Annotated in this window: 13 protein-coding genes, 1 tRNA gene and 2 rRNA genes; 11 read left to right on the top strand and 5 right to left on the bottom strand. The window is 58.0% G+C overall.

Going from position 1 to position 19,740, the window contains the following annotated elements; genetic code table 11:
* The first annotated feature begins 8 nt into the window (after positions 1 to 8).
* From AC22G1_RS18130 to AC22G1_RS18115, 4 genes are all read left to right on the top strand, one after another.
* Positions 9 to 84, top strand: a tRNA-Glu gene (locus AC22G1_RS18130).
* Positions 85 to 306: 222 nt separating this feature from the next.
* Positions 307 to 3,202: ribosomal RNA gene (locus tag AC22G1_RS18125) — 23S ribosomal RNA — on the top strand.
* 116 nt (positions 3,203 to 3,318) lie between these two features.
* Positions 3,319 to 3,433: ribosomal RNA gene (gene rrf, locus AC22G1_RS18120) — 5S ribosomal RNA — on the top strand.
* A gap of 754 nt (positions 3,434 to 4,187) precedes the next feature.
* Positions 4,188 to 5,450: a YidR family protein gene (locus tag AC22G1_RS18115; protein WP_487314594.1), complete on the top strand. Its 1,263-nt coding sequence runs from the start codon at positions 4,188 to 4,190 to the stop codon at positions 5,448 to 5,450.
* 24 nt (positions 5,451 to 5,474) lie between these two features.
* Here AC22G1_RS18115 and AC22G1_RS18110 read toward each other — a convergent pair whose 3' ends face one another.
* Positions 5,475 to 5,891 carry an Lrp/AsnC family transcriptional regulator gene (locus tag AC22G1_RS18110; RefSeq protein WP_487314593.1) on the bottom strand — a complete coding sequence of 139 codons (417 nt, stop codon included), beginning with the start codon at positions 5,889 to 5,891 and terminating at the stop codon, positions 5,475 to 5,477.
* A 152-nt stretch (positions 5,892 to 6,043) separates the two neighbouring features.
* On the opposite strand from AC22G1_RS18110, the gene yjeH reads away from it, so the two are divergent.
* Positions 6,044 to 7,312, top strand: a complete 1,269-nt coding sequence (gene yjeH / locus AC22G1_RS18105; RefSeq protein ID WP_487314592.1) for an L-methionine/branched-chain amino acid transporter — start codon at positions 6,044 to 6,046, stop codon at positions 7,310 to 7,312.
* 23 nt (positions 7,313 to 7,335) lie between these two features.
* On the opposite strand, the gene AC22G1_RS18100 is transcribed toward yjeH, so the two are convergent.
* Positions 7,336 to 9,144, bottom strand: a complete 1,809-nt coding sequence (locus tag AC22G1_RS18100; protein ID WP_487314591.1) for a cation:proton antiporter — start codon at positions 9,142 to 9,144, stop codon at positions 7,336 to 7,338.
* Positions 9,145 to 9,269: 125 nt separating this feature from the next.
* On the opposite strand from AC22G1_RS18100, the gene AC22G1_RS18095 reads away from it, so the two are divergent.
* The 3 genes from AC22G1_RS18095 (at position 9,270) to AC22G1_RS18085 (ending at position 11,449) form a co-directional block, all read left to right on the top strand.
* Positions 9,270 to 9,656, top strand: a complete 387-nt coding sequence (locus AC22G1_RS18095) for an acyl-CoA thioesterase (protein ID WP_487314590.1) — start codon at positions 9,270 to 9,272, stop codon at positions 9,654 to 9,656.
* 72 nt (positions 9,657 to 9,728) lie between these two features.
* Positions 9,729 to 10,475, top strand: a complete 747-nt coding sequence (locus AC22G1_RS18090; protein ID WP_487314589.1) for a putative porin — start codon at positions 9,729 to 9,731, stop codon at positions 10,473 to 10,475.
* 182 nt (positions 10,476 to 10,657) lie between these two features.
* Positions 10,658 to 11,449, top strand: a complete 792-nt coding sequence (locus AC22G1_RS18085) for a putative porin (RefSeq protein WP_487314588.1) — start codon at positions 10,658 to 10,660, stop codon at positions 11,447 to 11,449.
* 43 nt (positions 11,450 to 11,492) lie between these two features.
* Here the strand turns inward: AC22G1_RS18085 and AC22G1_RS18080 are convergent, their stop codons facing one another.
* The 3 genes from AC22G1_RS18080 to uvrA all read right to left on the bottom strand — a co-directional run bounded on the left by AC22G1_RS18080 (position 11,493) and on the right by uvrA (position 16,006).
* Positions 11,493 to 12,278 (bottom strand): hypothetical protein, encoded by a 786-nt coding sequence (locus AC22G1_RS18080; protein ID WP_487314587.1) that lies wholly within the window; start codon positions 12,276 to 12,278, stop codon positions 11,493 to 11,495.
* A gap of 190 nt (positions 12,279 to 12,468) precedes the next feature.
* The gene (locus AC22G1_RS18075) at positions 12,469 to 13,092 is read right to left on the bottom strand and encodes an energy transducer TonB (RefSeq protein WP_487314586.1); all 624 of its coding nucleotides are present in this window, start codon (positions 13,090 to 13,092) and stop codon (positions 12,469 to 12,471) included.
* 97 nt (positions 13,093 to 13,189) lie between these two features.
* The gene (gene uvrA / locus AC22G1_RS18070; protein WP_487314585.1) at positions 13,190 to 16,006 is read right to left on the bottom strand and encodes an excinuclease ABC subunit UvrA; all 2,817 of its coding nucleotides are present in this window, start codon (positions 16,004 to 16,006) and stop codon (positions 13,190 to 13,192) included.
* 200 nt (positions 16,007 to 16,206) lie between these two features.
* Here uvrA and AC22G1_RS18065 point away from each other — a divergent pair, with 200 nt between their 5' ends.
* From AC22G1_RS18065 to AC22G1_RS18055, 3 genes are all read left to right on the top strand, one after another.
* The gene (locus AC22G1_RS18065; RefSeq protein ID WP_487314584.1) at positions 16,207 to 17,487 is read left to right on the top strand and encodes an MFS transporter; all 1,281 of its coding nucleotides are present in this window, start codon (positions 16,207 to 16,209) and stop codon (positions 17,485 to 17,487) included.
* Between the two features lie 12 nt (positions 17,488 to 17,499).
* Positions 17,500 to 18,231, top strand: coding sequence for a single-stranded DNA-binding protein (locus AC22G1_RS18060; protein WP_487314583.1), 732 nt, complete (start codon positions 17,500 to 17,502; stop codon positions 18,229 to 18,231).
* A gap of 218 nt (positions 18,232 to 18,449) precedes the next feature.
* Positions 18,450 to 19,739, top strand: coding sequence for a c-type cytochrome (locus tag AC22G1_RS18055; RefSeq protein ID WP_487314582.1), 1,290 nt, complete (start codon positions 18,450 to 18,452; stop codon positions 19,737 to 19,739).
* The last annotated feature ends 1 nt before the right edge of the window (position 19,740 follow it).

The following is a 19,740-nucleotide window of genomic DNA, read 5'->3' as shown; positions in this document are numbered from 1 at the left end:
TTATTGATGTCCCCTTCGTCTAGAGGCCTAGGACACCGCCCTTTCACGGCGGTAACAGGGGTTCGAATCCCCTAGGGGACGCCATCAATAAGGTTCGCTCGAGAGAAGACTAAGTTAAGTCAACGACTTACCTTAGGCTTTTTAAGCCTGTTCTTTAACAATTCGGAAAGCTGATAACACTGCAATTTAAACGAGATTCTCAAGTTTTACTTTGAGCGTCCGGCGAAAAACCAGGTGTTAGTCACATACGGATGTCGCCATTAACGGGCGATATGTTCGCACAAGCGAAACCCTTAGGGGTTGTATGGTTAAGTGACTAAGCGTACAGGGTGGATGCCTAGGCAGTTAGAGGCGATGAAGGACGTGCTAATCTGCGATAAGCATTGGTGAGGTGATAAGAACCGCTTGAGCCAATGATTTCCGAATGGGGAAACCCACTGACATAAGTCAGTATCTGTATCTGAATACATAGGGTGCAGAGGCGAACCGGGAGAACTGAAACATCTAAGTACCCCGAGGAACAGAAATCAATTGAGATTTCCTCAGTAGCGGCGAGCGAACGGGAAAGAGCCCAGTGTGTTTATCAGCGGTTGGTATAGTGGAAGGCTCTGGAAAGTGCCGCGATACAGGGTGATAGTCCCGTACATGAAATGCCAGCTGTTGTTGCACACGATGAGTAGGTCGGGACACGTGGTATCTTGACTGAATATGGGGGGACCATCCTCCAAGGCTAAATACTCCTAACTGACCGATAGTGAACCAGTACCGTGAGGGAAAGGCGAAAAGAACCCCGGCGAGGGGAGTGAAATAGAACCTGAAACCCTGTACGTACAAGCAGTAGGAGCACCTTCGTGGTGTGACTGCGTACCTTTTGTATAATGGGTCAGCGACTTATATTTTGTGGCGAGGTTAACCGAATAGGGGAGCCGTAGGGAAACCGAGTCTTAACTGGGCGTCCAGTCGCAAGGTATAGACCCGAAACCCGGTGATCTAGTCATGGGCAGGTTGAAGGTGCCGTAACAGGTACTGGAGGACCGAACCCACTACTGTTGCAAAAGTAGGGGATGACCTGTGATTAGGGGTGAAAGGCCAATCAAACCGGGAGATAGCTGGTTCTCCTCGAAAGCTATTTAGGTAGCGCCTCGGACGAATACCTTGGGGGGTAGAGCACTGTTTGGGCTAGGGGGTCATCCCGACTTACCAAACCCATGCAAACTCCGAATACCCAAGAGTACTATCCGGGAGACAGACAGCGGGTGCTAACGTCCGTTGTCAAAAGGGAAACAACCCAGACCGTCAGCTAAGGTCCCAAAGTCATAGCTAAGTGGGAAACGATGTGGAAAGGCTTAGACAGCTAGGAGGTTGGCTTAGAAGCAGCCACCCTTTAAAGAAAGCGTAATAGCTCACTAGTCGAGTCGGTCTGCGCGGAAGATGTAACGGGGCTAAGCTATGCACCGAAGCTACGGGTTCACGCTTAGCGTGAGCGGTAGAGGAGCGTTCTGTAAGCCTGCGAAGGTGTGTCGGGAGGCATGCTGGAGGTATCAGAAGTGCGAATGCTGACATGAGTAACGTTAATGGGGGTGAAAAACCTCCACGCCGGAAGACCAAGGGTTCCTGTCCAACGTTAATCGGGGCAGGGTGAGTCGGCTCCTAAGGCGAGGGCGAAAGCCGTAGTCGATGGGAAACAGATTAATATTTCTGTACTTCTATGCAATGCGATGGGGGGACGGAGAAGGCTAGGCAGGCATGGCGTTGGTTGTCCATGTGAAAGTGCGTAGGGAGAGTGCTTAGGTAAATCCGGGCGCTTAATTCCGAGACACGAGACGAGTCACCACGGTGACGAAGCTGTTGATGCCACGCTTCCAGGAAAAGCCTCTAAGCTTCAGTTGCATAGGAACCGTACCCCAAACCAACACTGGTGGTCAGGTAGAGAATACTAAGGCGCTTGAGAGAACTCGGGTGAAGGAACTAGGCAAAATAGTACCGTAACTTCGGGAGAAGGTACGCTCTTGTTTGTGAAGGACTTGCTCCGTAAGCAGACGAGAGTCGCAGTGACCAGATGGCTGGGACTGTTTATCAAAAACACAGCACTGTGCAAACTCGAAAGAGGACGTATACGGTGTGACACCTGCCCGGTGCCGGAAGGTTAATTGATGGGGTTAGCCGTAAGGTGAAGCTCTTGATCGAAGCCCCGGTAAACGGCGGCCGTAACTATAACGGTCCTAAGGTAGCGAAATTCCTTGTCGGGTAAGTTCCGACCTGCACGAATGGTGTAACCATGGCCATGCTGTCTCCATCCGAGACTCAGTGAAATTGAAATCGCTGTGAAGATGCAGTGTACCCGCGGCTAGACGGAAAGACCCCGTGAACCTTTACTACAGCTTGACACTGAACATTGAGCCTACTTGTGTAGGATAGGTGGGAGGCTATGAAACCCGGACGCCAGTTCGGGTGGAGCCAACCTTGAAATACCACCCTGGTATGTTTGATGTTCTAACTTAGACCCGTTATCCGGGTTGAGGACAGTGTCTGGTGGGTAGTTTGACTGGGGCGGTCTCCTCCTAAAGCGTAACGGAGGAGCACGAAGGTTGGCTAATCCTGGTCGGACATCAGGAGGTTAGTGCAATGGCATAAGCCAGCTTAACTGCGAGACAGACACGTCGAGCAGGTACGAAAGTAGGTCATAGTGATCCGGTGGTTCTGAATGGAAGGGCCATCGCTCAACGGATAAAAGGTACTCCGGGGATAACAGGCTGATACCGCCCAAGAGTTCATATCGACGGCGGTGTTTGGCACCTCGATGTCGGCTCATCACATCCTGGGGCTGAAGTCGGTCCCAAGGGTATGGCTGTTCGCCATTTAAAGTGGTACGCGAGCTGGGTTCAGAACGTCGTGAGACAGTTCGGTCCCTATCTGCCGTGGGCGTTGGATGATTGAAGGGAGTTGCTCCTAGTACGAGAGGACCGGAGTGAACGAACCTCTGGTGTTCGGGTTGTCACGCCAGTGGCACTGCCCGGTAGCTAAGTTCGGAATCGATAACCGCTGAAAGCATCTAAGCGGGAAGCGAGCCCTGAGATGAGTCATCCCTGAGACTTCGAGTCTCCTAAAGGGTCGTTGAAGACTACGACGTTGATAGGCTGGGTGTGTAAGCGTAGCGATACGTTGAGCTAACCAGTACTAATTGCCCGTGCGGCTTAACCATACAACACCCAAAGGGTTTTGTGGGACGCCAAAGTAAGGCGAGAGAATCGAAAGCACTGTTATCAGCTTAATCCGAATTGATAAGTTGGCTCGCAAGAGCGGACTTAAACGAATTCGCCTGGCGGCAATAGCGCTGTGGAACCACCTGACTCCATTCCGAACTCAGAAGTGAAACGCAGCCGCGCCGATGGTAGTGTGGCATTCGCCATGTGAGAGTAGGTCACCGCCAGGCACCTAATAAACGAGAAGGCCCAGTCTAACGACTGGGCCTTTTTGTTTATTTCGTCTCTGACCGTTATTACGCTCACATGGCGAAAATAGATAAGCCGCTGCCGCAGGCAGCGTCCTTCCATGGGAGAGGAGGGCGGAAAGCCGGTCGCAACGCGAGAGGCAGTGCCGGTGGCACTGGCTCAGGCTTGTAGCGCGAAGGGCTTGTCCCTGAGCTGGCCACCGCCAGGCTTCATTAACGGCGCTTGGCTCTTGCTTTGGGGTCAGTTTATAAGTCGGTCCCCCTTTAAGAACCCTCCCTGGCCAGTCACCCGGCTCGCACATCCTGTATGCTCGCGTTTGCCTGCGTGAAAGCGGCGCTTTCACTTCAAGGCTCACCCACCGCCGCAAGCGGTGTGGCATGACGGTTGGCCTCCCTGCCAACCGTCCTTCGGACCGTGCTGCGCACGTCCAAGCGCCGGTTCCCGACGCGCTTGTCGCCATCTGATGCCGCTTCGATAGCTAGGTGAGAGTAGGTCCCTTCGCCACATCAAACGAAACGACCGCCACCAGGCTTCATTAGCCGCTCTGGCTTCTTGAAAGTCACCGCCAAGTAGCCAAATCCAGCCTTTCTCCTTAGCTGATCACAGTGTGCCAATGCATCTTGGCGCAGTTGGCTGGGGTGTTTTGTTTGTGGTTGAACCCGTAAACTGCTGCTGCATTTGTCTTCGCGGTTTTACCTATTGATACCGCTGTCGTTCCTTGGCGAAAGGTTGCCCATGTCAGAAAAACAGCTCACCTTTGCAGCGCGTCACCACCAGCTGACCAACATCAATGTCTGGACGGCCGACAGCCGGTGGCTGGCTTTTGATGTGCGTCCTTCCGGCGCCTCTTTTACTGGCTTGAGCGTAGAGCGAGTCAACGTGGAGACTGGCGCGGTAGAAGTGTTGTATCAGGCAACAGATGGCGCCCATGTGGGGGTGGTGACGGTGAGCCCGCAGCTGCCGCCACGTTATGTGTTTATCCATGGTCCCGAGCATCCCGACTCCCATTGGCATTACGACTTTCACCACCGCCGCGGGGTGATTGTGCAGCAGGGCGGCGTCACCAACCTCGATGCGTGTGACATTACCGCCCCTTATACCCCTGGCGCCTTGCGGGGCGGCTCCCATGTGCATGTGTTCAGTCCTGACGGTTCGCGGCTGAGCTTTACCTATAACGACCATGTGATGCATGAAAGGGACTCGCGGGATGACCTACGTAATGTCGGGGTGGCGGTGCCCTTGCAGCCGGTGTGTCCGCCCAAATACCACCCCCGTGAATATGACGGCAGTTATTACTGCGTGCTGGTCAGCCAAACCCGGCGCGATCCGCGCCCTGGTAGCGACCAAATCGACCGGGCTTATGAAGAATGCTGGATTGGCGACGAGGGCTACCTTAAAGCCGATGGCAGCCGGCAGCGCTGGGCCATTGCCTTTATTGGCGACACCCGTTCTGCTAGTGGTGAGAAAGTGCCTGAGGTGTTTGTGGTGGACTTGCCTGACGCCCTGGCGGATTACGCTAAAGCAGGTGCGGCTCCCCTTGAGGGCACTGCAAGCTCTCTGCCTGCTCCCCCGGCAGGGGTCACCCAGCGCCGTGTTACCCATACTCAGGGGATAGCCTTACAACCTCGCCATTGGCTGCGGGCCGCCCCGGATGGCAGTGCCATTGCCTTTTTGCTGGCTGACGCCGAAGGCATAGTGCAGCTTTGGACGGTTTCGCCCAATGGCGGGGTGCCCAGGCAAATCACTACCCTGAGTAGCCCTATTCAATCGGCCTTTAGCTGGCACCCTAAAGGCGGCGCTATCGCTTTTGTCTGCGATAACCGGGTAATGCGCTGTGAACTGGCCAGTGGCCAATGCACGCCGCTTACCCTCCCTAGCGAGCAGTCGCCTTGTGGTGAGGCGGTGGTGTGGTCGCCTGATGGCGCGCGCATTGCTTACATGCGTGAGGTAGAGGGCTGGCGCCAGCTCTTTTGCGTGAGTGCAGCGCTGCCCCATTAATGGGGGGCGTTTAGCGGGCAGCCGTTAAAACTCCCACTCTTTCATCACCATATGGGTTTTCACCCGCTGCATCTTCGGGTATTGCTCGATGGCGGCGCGGATCTCGATAAGGCGCTCCATGTTATCCGCTTCGATATAGACCAGCATGTCGGTCTCGCCGCTGATGCCGCTGCAGCGCTTTATCTCGGGGAAGACGCGCATCTGCTCGGCAAACTCCTCGCAGCGGCTCTCGCCGTAGAAGAGTTCCAAAAAGGCTTTGACCGGCTTTTGAGGTGAGGCCACCTGGGCGTGGTAGCCGGTGATAACGCCGCTGGCTTCCAGTTGGCGGATACGGTCACTGACGGCGCTACGTGACAGGTTGACTTCCCGGGCGATGGCGGCGGTTGGCAACCGGGCGTCTTTACGCAGCAGCGCCAGGATGCGTTGGTCGAATTTATCCACTGTTGTCCTTTGCCTGAGCTGCAAACCGGGGCGGCATTGTGCCGGTGGATTCCGGCAATACGGCGGCCATTACCGGCGTTTTGGCAGGCCACTTCCGTTAACGAGCCCACTACTATAGCAGCAGGATTTTCCTCTTTGCTGATGTATCTGCCATGAGTCGATTGAACAAGGATCTGAGCCTGCTGCAGGGCGTGGGGTTGCTGACCACCTCACTACTGGGTACCGGTATTTTCATTATTCCCGCGGTTGCCGCCACCACCGCCGGCGCGGCATCCCTATGGGCCTGGCTGATTTTGATTGTGCTGGTGCTGCCCATCGCTTTTACCTTTGCTCAACTGGGCAAGCGCTTTCCCCATGCCGGTGGGGCGCCTCATTTGATTGGCCGGGCTTTTGGCCCGCGCCTGGAGCAGGGCACTGCCTTTTTGTTCTTGTCGGTGATGCCGGTGGGGCTGCCAGCGGCGCTGAATATCGCTACCGGCTTTTGGCATGCGCTGTTTGCGCTCAGCAGCGGCGCCATCCTGGTTATCCAACTGGCCACCCTGGGGCTGATGTGGCTGTTGGGGCAACGCCCGGCCAGGGCCTCTGGTACGGTGCAAACCGCCATTGCGGTGGTGATCGTCGCCACCGTGGCGTCGCTGTGGTGGTTTGGGGATCTGCCTCTTGCCAGCATGCCGCTACTGCCGACTCAGAAGGTAGCCTGGGGCAGTATTCCGGCGGCCCTGGCGGTGATGTTCTGGTGCTTTGTGGGAATAGAGGCCTTTGCTCATGTGGGGGAGGAGTTTAAATCGCCTGACCGGGACTTCCCCCTTGCCCTGCTGATAGGCACGCTGCTGGCCGGTTTGGTGTATTGGGCCTGCTCGGTGGCGGTACTCAGCTTTGGCGCCTTTGGCAGCCCCCAGGCCAACGGCGCCTCCATGCCGCAGATGATTGCCGGGCTGTGGGGTGACAAGGCCAAATGGCTGGCCGCATTGATTGGTTACCTAGCCTGCTTTGCCTCCATCAACATCTATGTGCAGGGTTTTGCCCGGTTACTGTGGAGCCTGGCCGACGAAGGCAAATTGCCTGTGGCTTTAGCCGGGCGAAACCGCCATGGCGTGCCGGGGCGGGCCTTGACGCTGGTGGTGCTGATTTGCGCGGCTTGCGCCGTGCTGGCCTGGTGGCAGGGGCTCTCCATCAGCGCCCTTATCCGCTACGCCAACGGCAATTTTGTGCTGGTGTACCTGCTGAGCATGGCCGCCGGCTGGAAGCTGCTGCACGGCCCCTGGCGCTGGCTGGCCGGTATCAGCACCCTGTTGTGCCTGCTGACGCTTTCAGTGTTGGGCCAGGACATGGGGTATGGCCTGGGGATGCTGGCGCTGTTTCTGGTGTTAAGCCGGTTGCTGGCTCGCCAGCAAAGGCCGCGCCCTGCCAAAAGCCTATAAAAAAGGCCCCAGCGGGGCCTTTATCAAGCAGCGTTTTGGTTTTCTTTTTCCTGTGGCGGCAGCAGGGCGATGATGACCTCGTCCACCTCGGGCTTTTGATCGCCGTTGATGATGGGGCTTAAAAAGCCCTTCTTATCGATGATATAGAGCGGCAGCGCTTCTTTTTGCCGCTCCTTGTAGGCCTCCCAGTCGAAGGCTTCCTTAAGCTTGGTGCTTTTCACCTGCCAGCCCTGCATCAACAGGCTATTGAGCTTGGCAAAGGTGCAGTCTTCCGAGAACAAAATCTGCCGCGCCCTGAAGGTGGCACTCTCCTGGTTGGCAAAGCCTTTACCCTGGGAAGATCTTATGGAAAACACCTTTTTGTCGCCGAAAAGGTAGGCAAAATGGGTGATCGCGTTGGCATTCTGGTGGCGGTTTGGCGACAGCGCATAGACCTGGCGGATGGAGGAGAAATCCAACACCGCTTCGGCTTGTTCCGACTGGGGGTTGCCGTAGTAAACGTCCAGCCCCTCCATGCGGGCCAGGCGGTAGTTCTCCCAGACCGGGTCGGCCAGCAGCACCTGGATATCCACCTTCTTCAAGGCCTGGGCCACGGCGCGGGCCAGGCTGTTGGCGCCGATGATCAGCACCCCGCGTGGCGCTTCGCGCACCACGCCCAGCAGCTTGGCCACCGGGCCGGCGGTGAGGCTTTGCAGCACCACGGTGGCGATGATCACCGCAAAAGACAGGGACACCAGCTTATCGGCATCGGCAACGCCGGCTTGCTCTAAGCGCAGGGCAAACAGCGAACTGACCGCCGCAGCCACAATGCCGCGCGGCGCTATCCAGGATAAAAACAGCCGGTCACGCCAGTTGAGCTTTTTGGTCCAGGCCGAGGCCAATACGCAAAGGGGCCGGGCCACCAGTTGTACCACCAGCAACAGCGCCACCAACGGCAGGCCCAGTTCCACCAGGTTGCCGATGTTGACCCGAGCCGCCAGCAGGATGAAAAGGGCGGATATGAGAATGACCGAGAGATCTTCCTTGAACTCCATGATGTCGTCGATATCCAGGTCGCTTTTGTTGGCCAGGAACATCCCCATCACGGTCACCGTCAGCAGGCCCGACTCATGCTGCAGCTGCTCCGACAGGGCATAGGCCAGCAACACCACGGCCAGCACCCCAATCTTGCGAAGATAAAGCGGCAGCCAGCCCTTTTTAAGGGCGGTAGCGGTGGCTACCCCGGCCCCCAGGCCAAGGGCGCCGCCCAGCAAAATGGTTTTACCTAAGATCCATAAGCTGTGCAGGGCCGCGGCCTGCTGGCTGGTTTGAATGATCACCAGCTCGAACATCAAAACCGCGAAGATGGCGCCCAAAGGGTCGATGATGATGCCTTCCCAGCGCAGCACTCTATCGAGCTCGGCGCGGGGCCTGATGGTACGCAGCAGCGGCGCCACCACGGTGGGGCCGGTTACCACCATCACCGCGCCAAACAGCAAGGACACCTGCAACGACACCCCCAACAGCCAATGGCAGGCAAAGGCCAGCACCGCAAAGGTGATCAACATGCCGATGGTCACCAAGTTGCGCACCACCTTCACCAGGCCACGAATTTCGTGAAAGCGCAGGGTCAGCGCCCCTTCAAAGAGGATGATCGCCACCGAAATGGACACCAGCGGAAACAATGTTTCTCCCAGCAGCCGGTCCGGGCTCAGGGTGTGGGTGCCCGGGCCCAGCAACAGGCCGGCCGCCAGTAGAAACAGGATGGCCGGTAGCTTGAGGCGCCAGGCCAGCCATTGGGCTGCGAGGGATATGGCGGCAATAAGAGAGAGTGCCAGTGCGAGGTCCGTCATGCGTCAGGCTCTTTGGGGGAAGGTCGGGGAAATCCTAGCCACAGCGGCTGGCAGGGTAAAGGCAAAATGGCATCAAAGGCCGATGTCAGCTTATTCTGTGGCCGTTATTTGTTAAGGATCACACCATGTTTGAAATGACCCTGATACCCCGCTTCCAAGAGACCGATGCTCTGGGGCACATCAACAACTCGGTTCCCGCTGTCTGGTTCGAGCAGGCCAGGGAGCCGGTATTTCGCTTTTTTACCCCGGATCTGGATGTGAAAAACTGGCACCTCATCATTGCTGGCTACCAGATCCAGTTCAAAGGTGAACTGTTCTACGGCACTGATGTCACTATCCGTACCCGGGTCAGCTATATCGGCAATAGCTCCTTTCGCCTGCTGCAACAGGCCTATCAGAGTGGCAAGCTTTGCGTAGAGGGTGAAACCACCCTGGTACATTTTGACCATAAGGCCAAGCAATCGGTACCGCTGCCAGATAGCATCAGGTGTAGCCTAGAACAGCATATGTGAATATGCTCTTTTCGTTAATGCCAAGCGCCGCTAGGATGCCGGCGCTTTTGATTTAGCGAAACGGAGTTCTACGTGAAAAAAGCAGTTGTATCTTTGGCCATTCTGGCCGCCATTAGCGCCCCTACCTTTGCCGCAGACAGCTTCCAGCATGAAGTCAACGCCGGTTACAGCGACCACACCGACAGTGACAACGCCGACACCTGGGATCTGGGCTACCGCTATTACCTGAACAGCCAAAGCAATGCGCAATACGCCTACGATCTGATCCCCTTTCTCAATCACGCGTCCTGGGTTGAGGCTGCCTACGCCAACAACGATTACGTTGATGCCTATGGCCTGGGTGGTCGTTTCGTTACCCAAAGCGACTGGGTTATCGAAGCCAACTACAGCCGTATCGACCCTGACCATGCTTCCAGCGACGACGTCTGGGGTTTGGGCATCGGTAAATACCTGGCCAAAGGCACCTTGCTGCGTTTTAACTACGCCAACAGCGACGATGCCGATAGCTACGGCCTGACCCTTGAGCACCTGGTGCCGGTTAGCGGCAGCGAAGGCCTGCTGTTGTCTGCCAGCATCGACAACACCGACCCTGACTATGGCGACGACGTTTGGACTTACGCCGTGGGTGGTGATTACTTCATCAGCCGCCAGTGGTCTGTCGGTGCCGATATTAACTGGAACGACGGTTCTGAAGATTACGGCTGGGGCCTCAATACCTCTTACTGGTTTAACAGCCAGGCCAACGTCAAGGTCACTTATGCCGACCAGGAAGACGTAAAAGGTTATGCCTGGGGTATTCAAGGAACCCTGCGTTTTTAATTGGTTCTTTTTAAGACAAAGGCGTCCGTTGGACGCCTTTTTTGTTTTTCTTTCATTAACGGTTGTTAACACGCTGGTGATTTCTGACCGCTGCTTAAACTGAAATGCGGAGAGAGCTGAGAGATTATTAAGATGGGATTATGTTGACGTCGCTGCTTTATCATTTATCAGGAGTATGAAGCATGAAATACGTACTTTTCCCACTGACTCTTTCTGCTGCTATTTTGGCTGCCCCCAGCTTTGCTGATACTTTCCAATCCGAAGTTTCTGCCGGTTATGCCGACCATACCGACAGTCACGACGCTGATGTCACCAGTCTGGGCGCCAAGGTTTATCTCAACCCTATCAGCACCGATAACGGCCCGTACGAGCTGAACGGCTTTTTGAGCCACTCCAGCTACCTGCAAGCCGGTATGGGTTTTAACCATAACCTGGACACCTACAGCATCGGCGGCCGCCTGGTCACTTCCGGCGACCTGGTGCTGGGTGCCCACTACGAAAACTTTGATTTTGACCACCACAAAGATGCCGACAGCTTCGGTGTCGAGGCCGGTGGTTACCTGAACGACGGTACCCTGCTGACCGGTTACTACAACCGCCTGGACTGGTCTCCCTTTGACGCCGACACCTGGGGTGCCCGCATCAAGAGCTACAACCCGCTGGTGGGTGACACCGGCCTGCTGCTCAAAGCCGACATCAACAACACCAATGTTGACCATGCTGACGACGTTCTCTCTGCATCCGTGGGTGCCGACTACTTCTACAACAAGCAGTGGTCCACTGGTCTGGCTGTTGACTACATCAACACCAAAGACGATGCCGTTGCCTACCTGGTTAACGGTACCAACGACACCACCTACTACGCCAACACCAGCTACTGGTTTAACCCCCGCGCCAATGTGTCTGTGGGCGTGAACAAAACAAGCGGCGAAGACGGCATGGGCTGGGCTGTTAAAGCTGCCTACCGCTTCTAAGTGGCCTGCGTTTCGTGAAAAAAGCCGCCGTCAGGCGGCTTTTTTATAGCCGGTAACCCAGGTCCAGCTGCCAGGCGGCGCCGTCACCTTCTTCCATGCTCATGGTCAGGCCCATGCTGGCCTGGGGCGCAAACCAGTAGCGACTGCTCACTTCGTAGCGGGTTTTCTGTACTCCCTTTATTAGGCGCACCATTTGCTGGTTGTCGCTGTGCACATAGGTTAGCCCCGCGCCCACCGACCAGTTCTTGGCTAAAAAGAGCTGCGAATGCCCCGCGACCACAAAGGCGTCCAGCCCCTCTGAGCCGTTGATGCGGCTGATGTCGGCTTGGGTCCAAAGCCCTCTTTCGCTGCTGCCAAGGTAGCGGGAAAGGGTGGCGCCAAAGGTGTCGGCATTGACCGGGCCACCTTCCAGGCGATGGTAATAAAAGGTGGCCAGGGTGGCGTCGTCCAGGTAGCGGCCGGCTTCCAGGTAATAGCTGTGGGAGCGGCTGTCGCCTTGGGGGTTGTCGTCGCTGGCACCGGCGCCCATCAGCCAGTCGTCGCTGTTGATGGTGCGGGCGCTGATGTCATAACGGTCGAGCTGGTCGCTCTGGCTGCCGCTGAGTTTGAAGTAGCCGCTGTGGCTCAAAAAGGCGTTAACCCCATAGGGGCCATTGTCGGTGCTGACCGGGCTTAGGTAACGGGTCAGGGCCAGTTGCCAGCTGTTGTCGTCTGACTGGCCGTTATATTCACTGCGGCCAATATTCAGCTCGGTACTGTAATTGTCGGCCAGCGCGGGAAGGGCAATAAGGCTAAATAGCAGGGCGTTAAAAATGCGTGATTTTTGCATTTGATTTTTTCCGGCAGGGAAACAGACTTTCAAAGCCGGAAAAGTAGCATAGCCTGTCCATTAATTAGCCAAGGTAAAAGGGAAAGAATAAGAAAGCGGGTTGCGTAATTGATAAATGGTGTTTCTATTTGTGTCGGTATTGATTTTAAAAAGGCGATTTAAAAAACGGAGCCGAGGCTCCGTTTTTTAATCAGGCGGGTTGGTTTAATTTAAAATCCAGCACCACTTCCTGGTTATGTAAATCCTCGGGCTTGCCGTCTCGCATCTGTGGCTTGTAACGCCATTTGCGCAGGGCATCGATAGCGGCGCGGTTGAAGATGCGTTTGGGGCTGGCGTCAATCACTTGAATATCGTCCACCAGGCCGGCGGTGTTGATGGTAAAGCGCAGCTTCACCCAGCCTTCTTTGCCGTCACGGGCAGCGTCAGCGGGGTAGCGGGGGTCCATTCGCACCAGCGGGGTTGCCACGCCGTCAGTGCCCGCAGTAAAGGAAGGCTGCTCCATTTTTAGCGTCATCGGGCCCATGGTGGGGTTGATGGCGCTGGGCTGGCCTTTCATTACAGCGGTTACCGCTGTCGGTGCGGTGGGCGCCAGGCTTTCAACGCCGGGCATGGTCATAGCGGTGCGGGGCTGGGGTTTGGTCTCTTCCGGTTGTTTGGGCGGCTTGGGGGGCGGCACGGCGGCGGCCGGTTCAACTCTGGCCAGGGGCGGCGCGGCTGGTGGCGCTTCGGGCTGGTTTATCAGGCGGGTCATGAAGTACAGACAGGCCAAGGTGGCCAGGACCGCCAATACGGTTGCCGACAGATATCTCGTCATAACGCCTCCGGTGCTGTTGAGAATCACTTTCAACAGAGCGCGTTTTTTCCATAGCTGTCAAGCAGATAAAACAAAGGGCGCCGCTGGCGCCCTTGGCTTACAACATGGGTTTGAGGAACCTAGCGGTGTGGCTGGTGGGGTGCTGGGCCACGGTTTCCGGGGTGCCGGCGGTGAGAATGCGACCGCCGCCACTGCCGCCCTCGGGGCCGAGATCAACTATCCAATCTGCGGTTTTGATCACATCCAGGTTGTGCTCGATCACCACGATGGTGTTGCCGTGGTCGCGCAGGCGATGCAGTACATCCAGCAGCAGTTGGATGTCTGCAAAGTGCAGGCCGGTGGTGGGCTCGTCCAGGATGTAAAGGGTCTTGCCGGTGTCGCGTTTGGACAGCTCCCTGGCCAGTTTCACCCGCTGCGCTTCACCACCTGACAAGGTGGTGGCGCTTTGGCCCAGGCGAATATAGGACAGGCCCACATCCATCAGGGTTTGCAGCTTGCGGGCCACCGCCGGGATGGGGTCGAAGAAGTCGCGGGCCTCTTCGATGGTCATCTCCAGCACCTGGTTGATGTTCTTGCCCTTGTAGGTCACTTCCAGGGTTTCGCGGTTGTAGCGCTTGCCCTTACAGACATCGCACGGCACGTACACGTCTGGCAGGAAGTGCATCTCTACCTTGATAACCCCATCGCCCTGGCAGGCCTCGCAGCGGCCCCCTTTGACGTTGAAGCTGAAGCGGCCGGGCTGGTAGCCACGGGCCCTAGACTCTTGAGTGCCAGCAAAGAGCTCGCGCACCGGGGTGAAGATGCCGGTGTAGGTGGCCGGGTTGGAACGCGGGGTACGGCCGATGGGGCTTTGGTCGATATCCACCACCTTGTCGCACAGATCCAGGCCGATGATCTCTTTGTAAGGCGCCGGTTCTTCCCCTTCGGCCTTGTTGAGCTGGCGATGGGCCAGGCGGAACAGGGTGTCGTTGACCAGGGTGGACTTGCCGGAGCCGGAGACACCGGTCACGCAGGTAAAGAGGCCAAGGGGGATCTGCAGGTCCACATTGTTGAGGTTGTTGCCGCTGGCGCCCTTGAGCTCGATATGGCCGTTCTCGGCCGGGTGGCGGCTGCTGGGCACGGCGATTTTCTTCTCGCCACTCAAGTACTGGCCGGTCAGGGAGGCAGGGTTGCCCGCCACTTCGGCCGGGGTACCGGCGGCAATCACTTCACCGCCGTGCACGCCGGCGCCAGGGCCGATGTCGATAACGTAATCGGCGGCGCGAATGGCGTCTTCGTCGTGCTCTACCACCAGCACGGTGTTACCCAGGTCACGCAGGTGCACCAGGGTATTGAGCAGCCGCTCGTTGTCGCGCTGGTGCAGGCCGATGGAGGGCTCGTCCAGTACGTACATTACCCCTACCAGGCCGGCGCCGATTTGCGAGGCCAGGCGGATCCGCTGGGCTTCGCCGCCAGAGAGAGTGTCGGCGCTGCGCGACAGGCTGAGGTAGTTAAGGCCAACGTTGACCAAAAAGTGCAGGCGGTCGCGGATTTCCTTGAGGATCTTCTCGGCGATTTGTGCGCGCTGGCCTTCGAGGCTCAGGCCTTCAAAAAAGCCCAGGCAATCGCCAATGCTAAATTCTGCCACCGCCGGCAGGTTGTGGTCGGCCACAAACACGTGGCGGGCCTCGGTGCGCAGGCGGGTGCCCTTACAGCTGGGGCAGGGCTGGTTGGCCAGGTACTTGGCCAGCTCTTCGCGCACGGTGTTGGAGTCGGTCTCCCGGTAGCGCCGCTCCATGTTGGGGATCACCCCTTCAAAGGCGTGCTTGCGGGTAACGATATCGCCGCGGTCGTTAACGTATTTGAACGCCACTTCTTTATTGCCGGAGCCGTACAGCACCAGATCCTGGGCCTTTTTGGCCAGGCTGTCGAAGGGCTGGTCCAGGGCAAAGTCGAACTGCTCGGCCAGGGACTTGAGCATCTGGTAGTAGTAGAAGTTGCGTTTGTCCCAGCCGCGAATGGCGCCGCCAGCCAGGGAGATCTCGCCGTTGACGATGACTTTGTTCTCGTCAAAAAACTGCTGCACCCCCAGGCCGTCGCAGGTGGGGCAGGCGCCAGCGGGGTTGTTGAAGGAAAACAGCCGTGGCTCCAGCTCGGCCATGGAATAGCCGCAGTGGGGGCAGGCGAAGTTGGCAGAGAACACCAAGTCGACGCTGTCGTCGTCCATGCTCACTACCCGGGCGCTGCCGCCGGTCAGCGCCAAGGCGGTTTCAAAGCTCTCGGCCAGGCGCTGCTGGAGGTCGTCACGCACCTTGAAGCGGTCTACCACCACCTCGATGGTGTGCTTCTTTTGCAGCTCCAGGGTTGGCGGATCGGACAAATCACAGACTTCACCGTCAATCACGGCGCGGATATACCCCTGGGCGGCCAGGTTACCCAGCAGTTTGACGTGCTCACCCTTGCGTTCTTTTACCACCGGGGCCAGCAGCATCAGCTTGCTGTCCTGGGGCTCGGCCATCACTCGGTCCACCATCTGGCTGACGGTTTGGGCGGCCAGGGCCACGTTGTGGGTAGGGCAGCGCGGCTCACCGACCCGGGCAAACAGCAGGCGCAGGTAGTCGTGGATCTCGGTGATGGTGCCGACGGTGGAACGGGGGTTGTGGGACGTAGACTTTTGCTCGATGGAAATGGCCGGCGACAAGCCTTCGATGTGGTCGACATCGGGCTTTTCCATCAAGGACAAAAACTGCCGGGCATAGGCGGAGAGAGACTCGACATAACGGCGCTGACCCTCGGCATACAAGGTGTCAAAGGCCAGTGAGGACTTACCCGAGCCCGACAGGCCGGTGATCACGATGAGCTTGTCCCTGGGGATATCCAGGCTGATATTTTTCAGGTTGTGGGTACGTGCGCCGCGAACCGAAATCTTGTCCATAACGTCCTGCTTCAACCATTTCGACAACAAGCGGACAAGTATCGCACAGCCGCCCGATTAGCCCAATGGCTGTGCTATGATGCTGCCTTCTTCTCTTGCGCCAAGCTTTGATTATGTCGAAATCAGGTCTGACGAGCACGGAGCTCCGTGCTGCATTCTCACTGGCCTCGGTCTTTTCCCTGCGCATGCTGGGACTTTTCATGATCCTGCCGGTCTTCGCCCTTTACGGTCAGCATTTAGAAGGATATTCGCCGCTGTGGGTGGGCATCGCCATCGGTGCCTACGGCCTGACCCAGGCCGTGTTGCAAATCCCCATGGGCATGGCCTCGGACAGGTTCGGCCGCCGTAAGATCATTATTCTGGGTTTGTTGATGTTTTCCGCCGGCTCGGCGGTGGCCGCCTCGGCCCACACCGTATGGGGTGTGGTGCTGGGCCGCGCCATGCAGGGGGCCGGCGCCATTGCCTCGGCCATCCTGGCCCTGGCCGCCGACTTAAGCCGTGACGAGCAGCGCCCCAAGGTGATGGCCATTATCGGGGTGTCTATCGGCACCTCCTTTGCCATTGCCATGGTGGTGGGGCCGATACTGGCCTCCCATTGGGGCCTTTCAGGGCTGTTCTGGCTCACTGCCGTGCTGGCGTTGGTGGGTATTGCGGTGGTGCAGATGGCGGTGCCCAAGGTGGTGAGCCAGGCGCCCAAAGGCGATACCATGCCGGCCCCCAAACGGCTCGGCAAGATGCTCAAAGACCCCCAGCTTATCCGCCTGGATCTGGGCATCTTCCTGCTGCACTTCTTGCTCACCTCCATCTTTGTGGTGATGCCGTCGATGCTGGTGCAGGCTGGCTTGCCCTCTGACCGCCACTGGGAGCTCTATTTCCCCATCGTGGTGATTGCCTTTTTCGGGATGGTGCCGATGATCATCATCGCCGAGAAAAAACACCTGTCGCGGCAGATGGTGCAGGTGGCCTTGGTGATCATGCTGGCGGCATTGGCCGCAGCCTGGTTCCTCAAGCACTGGCTGTGGGGCCTGATTGCCGCCTTGATGTTGTTTTTCATCGCCTTTAATTTCCTTGAGGCCACCTTGCCGGCACTTATTGCCCGCATTGCCCCGGCCGGGGACAAAGGCAGCGCAATGGGGATCTACTCCTCAAGTCAGTTCCTTGGCGCCTTTTTTGGTGGCAGCATGGCCGGTGCCATGGCACAGTATGCGGATAAACAGGGCGTGCTGATCTTGGCCGCCGCTATGGTGCTGCTGTGGCTATGGATGAGCCGGGGCATGCGCCATCCCAGCAACCTGAAATCGGTCAGCCTCAGCGCAGATTCCCTGCGTGGTCGCGAGAAGCAAGTGGCCGACGGCCTGTCGGCCCTGCCAGGGGTGCTGGAAGTCAATGTAATGGCGGAAGAGTCTGCCATTTACCTAAAAGTAAACACGCAAGAATTTGAATTAGCCGAGGCCAGAGCACTGCTGGCCGAGGCCGGTTAGTCAGGAGCGAAGATGGCCAGTCGAGGCATTAACAAAGTCATTATTGTCGGCAACCTGGGTGGTGACCCGGAAGTACGTTACATGCCCAACGGCAATGCCGTTGCCAACTTTACCGTGGCAACCAGCGAAAGCTGGAAAGACAAGCAGAGCGGTGAGCAAAAAGAGCTGACCGAATGGCACCGCATGGTGATCTACGGCCGCCTGGCCGAGATCGCCGGTGAATACCTGCGCAAAGGTTCCAAGGTCTATATGGAAGGCCGCCTGCAAACCCGCAAGTGGGCCGGTCAGGACGGTCAGGACCGTTACACCACCGAGATCATCGTCAGCGAAATGCAGATGCTCGACAGCCGTGGCAGTGGCCAGGGCGGTCAAGGCGGCGGCTTTGGCGGTGGTGCTCAAGGTGGCGGCTTTGGTGGCGGCGCTCAGGGTGGCCAGCAAGGCGGCAACCAGGGCGGCTTCGGTGGTGGCGCCCAGGGCGGCCAGCAAGGTGGCGGCTTCCAGCAGCGCCCCGCAGCCCAGCCAGCTAACCAAGGTGGCTTTGGTGGCGGTGCCCAAGGCAGCGCTCCTCAAGGCAACCAAGGTGGTTTTGGCGGCGGCGCTCAGGGCGGCCAGCAAGGCGGCAACCAGGGCAACTTCGCCGGTAACCGCCCCCAGCAGGGCAACTACAACGCATCCAAGCCCCAACAAGGCGGCTACGGCAGCGACGAGCCCTCCATGGATTTTGACGACGATATCCCGTTCTGAGGAACGTCTTATCGTTAAAAAAGCCCGCATCAGCGGGCTTTTTTTGTGCTTGCAACCTGCCTGCTATCCCTTGGTATAGGCCGCTCACACCAAGGCGTGTTTCAGTGCTGACCTAGGTACCAGTGTAATCACCCACTCCCTCTTTTAGGCTGTTGATTCTTATGCCCTATGGCCGATAGGTGCTGTTGGCCTGGCGTTAACAAAGCGAGGAAGTGTCGATGAAAGCAAGAACCGTCGCCAAGACGCTGGGCGGGGTTGCGGTCCTGGGCGTGCTGTTTTGCATCTGGCTGATGTGGGAGCCCGCCATCGCGCCGGTTAAGCCATCGATGCCTGCCGATAGAGCCGCTGTTGCCCGAGGCCGAATGGTGCTGGAGGCCGGCGACTGCGCCGTTTGCCACACCGCGCCGGGTGGTAAATACCTGGCCGGCAGCCTGCCGCTGAAAACCCCCTTTGGTACCCTCTACACCACCAACATTACTCCCGACACTGAAACCGGTATCGGCCAGTGGTCCGAAGCGGCCTTTACCCGGGCCATGCGTGACGGGGTAGCCCGAGACGGGCACCTGCTTTACCCCGCCTTTCCCTATGTGCATTACCGCAAAATGTCGGACCACAACATTAGCGATCTCTATGCCTACCTGATGAGCGTGGACCCGGTCAGCCAGACCCCGCCGCCCAACCGGATGATGTTCCCCATGAACTTCCGGCCACTGGTGGCGTTTTGGAACCTGTTGTTCCGCCATGGCGACCCTCTGGAAGACCAGCCCGGGCAATCGGCGCAGTGGAACCGTGGCCGTTACCTGGTTGAAGGCCCCGGGCATTGTTCGTCTTGCCATACCCCGCTTAATTTCATTGGCGCCGAAAAGGGCGGCAGCGAGCATTTTGCCGGCAGCATCATCGATGGTTGGACAGCGCCGGCCCTGGCTGGGCTGGGCACCGCCATCAATCCCTGGACCCAAAGCGAGCTGGTTGCCTACCTGCGAGGCGAAGTGGCTCCTAATCATGGTGCTGCCGCCGGTCCCATGCTGCCAGTGACCCACGGCATGGCGACCATGCCACTGGCCGATGTGCAGGCTATGGCTACATACCTGCTGAGCTTTGCCGGGGCGCAGCCTGTGGCCGGGGCCTGCAAAAATCCCAGCTTCGGCGCTTTGCAACCGGCCAGCCAACTTAGCCAAATTGAGCAACAAGGAGCAGCGCTCTTTACCGGTTCCTGCTCTGGTTGCCACGGCGACGCCGCCACCATGCGCCGCCTCGATGACCGGCCCGATCTGGGCCACAGCTCGGCGCTGCTGGCCGGCACTCCTCGAAACCTGGTCAAAGCCGTTCTGGAGGGGATCCCCATGAGCGTAGGCGCGCCCAGCCATTACATGCCGCCTTTTGCCAACAACCTCAGCGACCAGCAAATTGCCGCCATTGCCCAGTACCTGCGCGGCCAATACTGCCCGTCCCAGCCTTGGGGCAACCTTTCCCAGACCGTGACGCAGATCCGCCAGGAGGAGAAATAAC

The organism is Gallaecimonas zhanjiangensis (assembly GCF_057624825.1).
This window is presented reverse-complemented; position numbering and strand designations above follow the sequence as displayed.

Coding starts and splice junctions, on each gene's coding strand:
- AC22G1_RS18115 (WP_487314594.1), top strand. CDS start 4,188: ATGTCAGAAAAACAGCTCACCTTTGCAGCGCGTCACCACCAGCTGACC.
- yjeH (WP_487314592.1), top strand. CDS start 6,044: ATGAGTCGATTGAACAAGGATCTGAGCCTGCTGCAGGGCGTGGGGTTG.
- AC22G1_RS18100 (WP_487314591.1), bottom strand. CDS start 9,144: ATGACGGACCTCGCACTGGCACTCTCTCTTATTGCCGCCATATCCCTC.
- AC22G1_RS18095 (WP_487314590.1), top strand. CDS start 9,270: ATGTTTGAAATGACCCTGATACCCCGCTTCCAAGAGACCGATGCTCTG.
- AC22G1_RS18085 (WP_487314588.1), top strand. CDS start 10,658: ATGAAATACGTACTTTTCCCACTGACTCTTTCTGCTGCTATTTTGGCT.
- AC22G1_RS18080 (WP_487314587.1), bottom strand. CDS start 12,278: ATGCAAAAATCACGCATTTTTAACGCCCTGCTATTTAGCCTTATTGCC.
- AC22G1_RS18075 (WP_487314586.1), bottom strand. CDS start 13,092: ATGACGAGATATCTGTCGGCAACCGTATTGGCGGTCCTGGCCACCTTG.
- uvrA (WP_487314585.1), bottom strand. CDS start 16,006: ATGGACAAGATTTCGGTTCGCGGCGCACGTACCCACAACCTGAAAAAT.
- AC22G1_RS18065 (WP_487314584.1), top strand. CDS start 16,207: ATGATCCTGCCGGTCTTCGCCCTTTACGGTCAGCATTTAGAAGGATAT.
- AC22G1_RS18060 (WP_487314583.1), top strand. CDS start 17,500: ATGGCCAGTCGAGGCATTAACAAAGTCATTATTGTCGGCAACCTGGGT.
- AC22G1_RS18055 (WP_487314582.1), top strand. CDS start 18,450: ATGAAAGCAAGAACCGTCGCCAAGACGCTGGGCGGGGTTGCGGTCCTG.